Annotated in this window: 8 protein-coding genes and 1 tRNA gene; all 9 read right to left on the minus strand. The window is 65.6% G+C overall.

What is annotated here, in order from left to right; genetic code table 11:
* Window positions 1-89: 89 nt before the first annotated feature.
* Complete coding sequence (gene rplA, locus AACZ75_RS15320; protein WP_339874047.1) at window positions 90-779, minus strand: 50S ribosomal protein L1; 690 nt, start codon at window positions 777-779, stop codon at window positions 90-92.
* Window positions 780-783: 4 nt separating this feature from the next.
* A complete protein-coding gene (gene rplK / locus AACZ75_RS15325; protein WP_300446396.1) occupies window positions 784-1,215 on the minus strand; it encodes a 50S ribosomal protein L11 in 432 nt (143 codons plus the stop codon).
* A gap of 290 nt (window positions 1,216-1,505) precedes the next feature.
* Entirely contained in the window at window positions 1,506-2,087 is a 582-nt protein-coding gene (gene nusG / locus AACZ75_RS15330; RefSeq protein ID WP_339874050.1) for a transcription termination/antitermination protein NusG, read from the minus strand.
* Between the two features lie 10 nt (window positions 2,088-2,097).
* Window positions 2,098-2,388 carry a preprotein translocase subunit SecE gene (gene secE / locus AACZ75_RS15335; protein WP_339874052.1) on the minus strand — a complete coding sequence of 97 codons (291 nt, stop codon included), beginning with the start codon at window positions 2,386-2,388 and terminating at the stop codon, window positions 2,098-2,100.
* A 70-nt stretch (window positions 2,389-2,458) separates the two neighbouring features.
* Window positions 2,459-2,534, minus strand: a tRNA-Trp gene (locus tag AACZ75_RS15340).
* Between the two features lie 142 nt (window positions 2,535-2,676).
* The gene (locus tag AACZ75_RS15345; RefSeq protein WP_339874054.1) at window positions 2,677-4,011 is read right to left on the minus strand and encodes a hemolysin family protein; all 1,335 of its coding nucleotides are present in this window, start codon (window positions 4,009-4,011) and stop codon (window positions 2,677-2,679) included.
* A gap of 93 nt (window positions 4,012-4,104) precedes the next feature.
* On the minus strand, window positions 4,105-4,236 hold the full coding sequence (locus AACZ75_RS15350; protein ID WP_339874056.1) for a hypothetical protein: 132 nt from the start codon (window positions 4,234-4,236) through the stop codon (window positions 4,105-4,107).
* Between the two features lie 199 nt (window positions 4,237-4,435).
* Complete coding sequence (locus AACZ75_RS15355) at window positions 4,436-5,755, minus strand: mechanosensitive ion channel (RefSeq protein WP_339874058.1); 1,320 nt, start codon at window positions 5,753-5,755, stop codon at window positions 4,436-4,438.
* A 159-nt stretch (window positions 5,756-5,914) separates the two neighbouring features.
* A partial coding sequence (locus tag AACZ75_RS15360) for a hypothetical protein (protein ID WP_339872849.1) occupies window positions 5,915-6,000 on the minus strand: 86 nt, incomplete at its 5' end.

The following is a 6,000-nucleotide window of genomic DNA, read 5'->3' on the forward strand; positions in this document are numbered from 1 at the left end:
AGTCATCCGCGAGCGGACGATTCGTCACAAACGAAAACGGCGGCGGGGATCACTCCCCGCCGCCGCAATCAATCAACCGACAGGGTCGATCAGGCGTTCAGCGACGCCGGGTCGATCTTGAAGCCGGGGCCCATCGTCGAGGACAGGCTGATCTTCTTCACATAGGTGCCCTTGGCACCCGACGGGCGGGCTTTCGACAGGGCGTCGACATAGGCCTTCACGTTGGCCTCCAGGGCTTCCTGGGTGAACGAGGCCTTGCCGATGCCGCCGTGCACGATGCCGGCCTTCTCGACGCGGAACTCGACCGCACCGCCCTTGGCGTCCTTGACGGCCTGGGCGACGTTCGGGGTCACGGTGCCGACCTTCGGGTTGGGCATCAGGCCGCGCGGGCCCAGCACCTTACCCAGCCGACCGACCAGGGCCATCATGTCCGGCGACGCGATGACGCGATCGAAGTCCATGAAGCCGCCGTTGATCTTCTCGTACAGATCCTCGGCACCGACGATGTCGGCACCGGCCGCCAGGGCTTCGGCCGCCTTGGCGTCCTTGGCGAAGACGGCGACGCGGACGTCGCGGCCCGTACCCGACGGCAGGTTGACCACGCCGCGGACCTGCTGGTCGGCGTGACGCGGGTCAACGCCCAGGTTGACGGCGATCTCGATCGACTCGTCGAATTTGGCGGTGGCGTTCGCCTTGACGGCCTTGATGGCCTCGGCGAACGACAGGTTGGCTTCACGGTCGCCCGTGCGGGCCTTGATACGCTTGGTTTGCTTGGTCATGTGCTCAGCCCTCCACGACGTTCAGGCCCATGGCCTTGGCCGAACCCTCGATGATCTTGGTCGCGGCATCGAGATCGTTGGCGTTCAGGTCCTTCATCTTCTTCTCGGCGATCTCGCGCAGCTGGCTGCGGGTGATCTTGCCGACCACTTCGCGGCCGGTCAGCTTGGAGCCCGACTTCAGCTTGGTGGCCTCCTTCAGGAACCAGGTCGCCGGCGGCGTCTTGGTGATGAAGGTGAAGCTCTTGTCCTGATAGACGGTGATCACGGTCGGCAGGGGCGTGCCCTTGCCGACGTTCTCGGTGCGCGCGTTGAACTCCTTGCAGAAGCCCATGATGTTGACGCCGCGCTGGCCCAGTGCGGGGCCGATCGGGGGCGAGGGCGTGGCGGAAGCCGCCGGCACCTGCAGTTTGATATAGCCCAGAATTTTCTTGGCCATTGGTCTCTCCTGTGAGTGACCCGGGGTTCAGTCCGGGCCGGTGAGCCGTGGTCCGGCATGGCTGCCTCCCACGGATTTATGCGGGCGAACCCGCACCGCTCCCTGCGGAGCGAGGCGCGCGTGTAGCGGAAACTCAGGGCAAATACAATCCGCTCATCCCGGCGAAAGCCGGGACCCGGTCCTGTCCAGCATGACGCCGGTGTTTCAGAACAAGCGTGTCAGCCCAATCCGCCCGGGTCGATCACCCAAAACACTGGGTCCCGGCTTTCGCCGGGATGAGCGGATCAGGGTTACGAAGCGTTCTTCTCGACCTGATTGTATTCCAGATCCACCGGGGTCGGACGGCCGAAGATGGACACGGCCACGCGCAGGCGGGCGTTGTCCTCGTCGACGCTTTCGACCTGGCCCTCGAAGCTGGCGAACGGTCCGTCGATGACCTTGACGGTCTCGCCGATGTCGAAGCGGATGGTGGGTTTCGGACGCTCGACGCCCTCCTCCACCTGACCGATGATGTTCTGGACCTCACGCTCGGACACCGGCAGGGGCTTGGTGCCGCCCGCCGCGCCGAGGAAGCCGGTGACCTTCGGCGTGTTCTTGACCAGGTGATAGGCCTCGTCGGTCATCTCCATCTTCGCCAGCACATAGCCGGGGAAGAATTTGCGTTCCGAGTTGATCTTGCGACCCCGACGGATCTCGACGACGTCCTCGGTCGGCACCAGGATTTCCGAGAAACACTCGGTCAGACCCTGCTGACGTGCCTGGTCCTGGATGTGCTGGGACACCTTCTTCTCGAAATTCGAGTAGGCGTGAATGATGTACCATTTGTGCCGCGGATTGGCGGCCGGTTTGGTTTCGGGCGCTGCATCAGTCATGCGCGTCTCCTTATTGGCCGATGGCGAGGATGAATTGGGACACGAACGTCAGGCCCGCGTCGACGACCCAGAAGAAGATCGCGGCGATGACCACCATGATGAAAACCATCACCGAAGTGATCCAGGTTTCTTTGCGGCTCGGCCACACGATCTTGCGGCCTTCGGCGCGAACCTGGCTGAAGAACTGCGGGATCGAGACACGCTTCTTGGGGGCCGGCGCGTCAACCGCGACCGTCTGCCCCGCCGGAGCGACTTTGGTTCCCGTCATGCGACGACCGCCCGGGGTCTTGGCCTTGGCCATTCAGCGTCTCTTCAAACATTTGTTCCTGCCCTCCACATGGGAAGTCCCACGCGGCGGCGACAGGGGGAAATGGCAGGAGTGGAGGGACTCGAACCCACGACCCTCGGTTTTGGAGACCGATGCTCTACCAGCTGAGCTACACTCCTGTAGTGCCCGGACAAGACACAACGCGCCGTGGGTCACCCCATCGGCGCGTGGTACTCGCCAGACGGGGGCGTATGCCCGAGCGAAGGCGGGTTTTCAAGGGCAATCCGCCCCCCGGCGCGGCGATTGCGCGCCAGGGCCGGATCAGTCGTCCCTGTGGGCCGCCATCGCATGGGCCTCGTCCTCGGGCTTGACCACCTGACGGAACAGCAGCTTGTCGATGCGGCGGTCGTCCATGTCGAGAATTTCGACCTCGAACCGCCCCAGTTGCAGCTCCTCGCCCTTGTCCGGCACGCGCGACAGCTGGTGCAGGACCAGGCCGGCCACGGTGTGAAAACTGTCGTTCTCGCCGAAATCCTCGCCGAGCATGTCGCACAGATCATCCAGATCGGTACGGCCGTCGACCAGCCAGGCCCCGTCCTCGCGCTGCGTCACGAAGCCGGTCAACTCGTCGTGGCTCTCGTTGAAGTCGCCGGCGATCATCTCGAGGATGTCGGTGGCTGTGACCACGCCTTCGAAGGCCCCGTACTCATCAACGATGAAGGCCATGTGGACATGGGTGCCCTTCAGGATCTCCAGCGCCTTGAGCACCGAGGTCGACTGCGGGATGAAGGCCGGCGTCTTGACGTGTTTCTCCACCTCAAGCTCGCCCGAGGTCAGATAGGAGTCGAGCAGGTCCTTCTTGTGCACCACCCCCAGCGGGTGATCGAGGTCACCGTCCCGGGCGACCACGATGCGCGAATAGGGACAGATGCGGATCTCCTCGCGCAGCGCGGCGACCGTATCATCCAGGGCGACCCAGAAGACGTCGGTCCGCGGCGTCATCGCCACCCGGACGGGACGGTCACCGAGGCGCAGGATCTCCTCGATCATCACCTGTTCCTCAGGCTCGATCAGGCCCGCCGAGGTGCCCTCGGCCAGGATGGTCTCGACCTCCTCCTGGGTGACATCGGTGCCGTCACGGTCCTTGACGCCCATCAATTTGAGAATGGCCGAGGTCGAGGCGGTCAGCAGCACCACGAACGGATGCAACACCACGGCCAGGCTCGAGATCGGGGCCGCCATCTTGGCGGCGATGGTCTCGGGGAAGATCAGGGCCAGACGCTTGGGCACCAGCTCGCCGACAATCAACGACACATAGGTGATGCAGACGACCACCAGAGCCGTCGAGAAGATCTGGGTATAGGCGGTCAGGGCCGGAAACTGGGCCTCGAGGATCTTGTCCAGCTCACCGGCGATGGCGGCCTGGCCATAGGCACCGGCCAGAATGCCGATCAGGGTGATGCCGACCTGGACCGCCGACAGGAAATGGGTCGGGTCATCGGCCAGCTTCAACGCCGCGCGGGCACCCTTGTCCCCCCGCTCCGCCCGGCTCTGCAGCTTGGATCTGCGTGAGGAGACGACCGCGAGCTCGGTCATGGCGAACAGGCCGTTGAGCACCACGAGGAGCAGAACGACAGCGATGGCGATGGCTAACATCTAGGGGGAGGCAGACCTGCGCGGCGCAGCAGTCGGCGTCCGCTGTTCGTTCCTAGCCGAAGTCCGTCGTTTCCGCCACGTTTTCCTTGCGGCTCAGCGTCGGGGACCGGCATCCACGGCCCCGTAGGGACCGCGGACGTCAGGATCCGCGGGGGTTGTGGCGGCACAGGCCGACATCCCGATCAGGGTCCCGATGAACAGGCCGATGCGAAGCGCGCGCAACATGATTACCAAATTCCTAACGTCCGGAAGCGAACGTAGGCGGCAATCGCGGGTTCCATGCAAGGCCTCGCCCCCGTCAGGGGACGCCTTAACCCTGAAGCATCCCCTGTGACGCGAACCGGTCGGTCCAGGGGGCCTCGTGAACAGCAGAACGGGCGACCTCCCTGCGGAGACCGCCCGTCCTGCCGGCTGGCGTCGGGACCTAGCTGCGGGGCCTGGTCGTCGACTTCGAAGCCTTGGTCAGCTTGTCGGCCCACGACTGGGCCACCTGGCCGGCGGCGCCGCGTCCACCCAGGCCAAAGGCCAGGGCGGCGGCGACGGCCGCGGCCCCCAGGACCAGGCCGAAGGCCAGCATGACGATTTCATCGGCGATGCCCATGAAGCTCAGACCCATGGCCGTGGCCAGGGCGATGGTGGCCCAGCGCACGATGGTCGAGGCAAACCGGTCCGCCCCGTCGGTCCCGCGGTTGATGGCATTGCTCAGCACGTCGCCCAGAATCACGCCGGCGACGATGATGATGCCGCCGGTGATGATCCGGACCGCCAGGCTCAGAACCTCCTCGACCAGGGTCGCGACGGCCCCGAATTCCAGCAGGCGGGCGGCCTCGATCGCGGTAAAGGCGACGATGGCGACCATGGCCAGCAGGCCGACGATGCGTGACGGCGTCATCGGCCGGGCGACCGTCCGGTCCCCCATGGCGCGGGCCGTCGCCGGCGTCACGTCACCGGCATAGGGGGCCGGGGCCTCGGCCGACGCCCCTTCCGGGCGCGCCGAAGACAGGCTGACGAAGCCGCTGATGCTGCGATCGAACCCGGTGGCCGGCAGGACCCGTTCGATGACCTGGGCGACCCAGCGACCGATGAACCAGCCGATGGCCAGGACGATCGCGGCCGCCAGCACCCGGGGGATGGCATCAAAGACGGTCGCCAGCACCGCGACGGCCGGGATGGTCAGGGATTCGATGCTCAGCTGTTCCAGCGCCGCGATGGTAATCGGGATCAGAACCAGCACAAACACCAGGGTGCCGACCGCGCTGCTGACGCCGGTCGATCCGGTTGCCCGCGACAGACCGGCGCGCTCCAGCCAGGCATCGGCACTGGCGGCCTTCAGCGCGGCCTCGGTCACCCGGCGGGCGAGCGTGGCGACGATATAGCCGATGAAGAAGATCAGGGCCGCGCCGAGGATGTTCGGCAGGAAGGAGGCAACCTGGTTCAGCAGGGTGTTCAGCGGGGTCACGACCTGTCCGAGCCCCAGCACGCCCAGGGCGGCGACGACGCCGAACAGCAGGATCAGCCAGAAGGCGACATCTCCGAGGCTGTGGCCGATCGAATGTTTCGGGTTTTCGCTGAGGTTGGCCTTGGCTGCGCCCGGAATCCGGTCGACGCCCTTGGCCAGCGCCCATTTGATGGCGGTGCCGATCGCCCAGGCCCCAACGAGAATGAGCAGCGCGCCCAGTCCCTTCGGCAGCCAGGTCTGGATCAGGGCATCCCAGCCGATGAATTCATATCGTGCGTCGTACATTGTACCCACCCATGCTCACGTCCCGGGGTCGAAACGCTCCTGCTGACCTAACGGCCGCGGTTTGAAGGCGTTCCGGGGAACAACAAAAAGCCCCCGCCGGATTGCACCGGCGGGGGCTCTGCATTTTTGGCCCGGACCCGGGGGTCCGGCGATCCTCGACTACTCGATGATCTTGGCGACGACGCCGGCACCGACGGTGCGGCCGCCTTCACGGATGGCGAAGCGCAGGCCCTGGTCCATGGCGA

It is taken from the genome of uncultured Brevundimonas sp. (assembly GCF_963975535.1).
In the GTDB taxonomy this organism is placed as follows: domain Bacteria; phylum Pseudomonadota; class Alphaproteobacteria; order Caulobacterales; family Caulobacteraceae; genus Brevundimonas.

Coding starts and splice junctions, on each gene's coding strand:
- rplA (WP_339874047.1), bottom strand. CDS start 779: ATGACCAAGCAAACCAAGCGTATCAAGGCCCGCACGGGCGACCGTGAA.
- rplK (WP_300446396.1), bottom strand. CDS start 1,215: ATGGCCAAGAAAATTCTGGGCTATATCAAACTGCAGGTGCCGGCGGCT.
- nusG (WP_339874050.1), bottom strand. CDS start 2,087: ATGACTGATGCAGCGCCCGAAACCAAACCGGCCGCCAATCCGCGGCAC.
- secE (WP_339874052.1), bottom strand. CDS start 2,388: ATGGCCAAGGCCAAGACCCCGGGCGGTCGTCGCATGACGGGAACCAAA.
- AACZ75_RS15345 (WP_339874054.1), bottom strand. CDS start 4,011: ATGTTAGCCATCGCCATCGCTGTCGTTCTGCTCCTCGTGGTGCTCAAC.
- AACZ75_RS15350 (WP_339874056.1), bottom strand. CDS start 4,236: ATGTTGCGCGCGCTTCGCATCGGCCTGTTCATCGGGACCCTGATCGGG.
- AACZ75_RS15355 (WP_339874058.1), bottom strand. CDS start 5,755: ATGTACGACGCACGATATGAATTCATCGGCTGGGATGCCCTGATCCAG.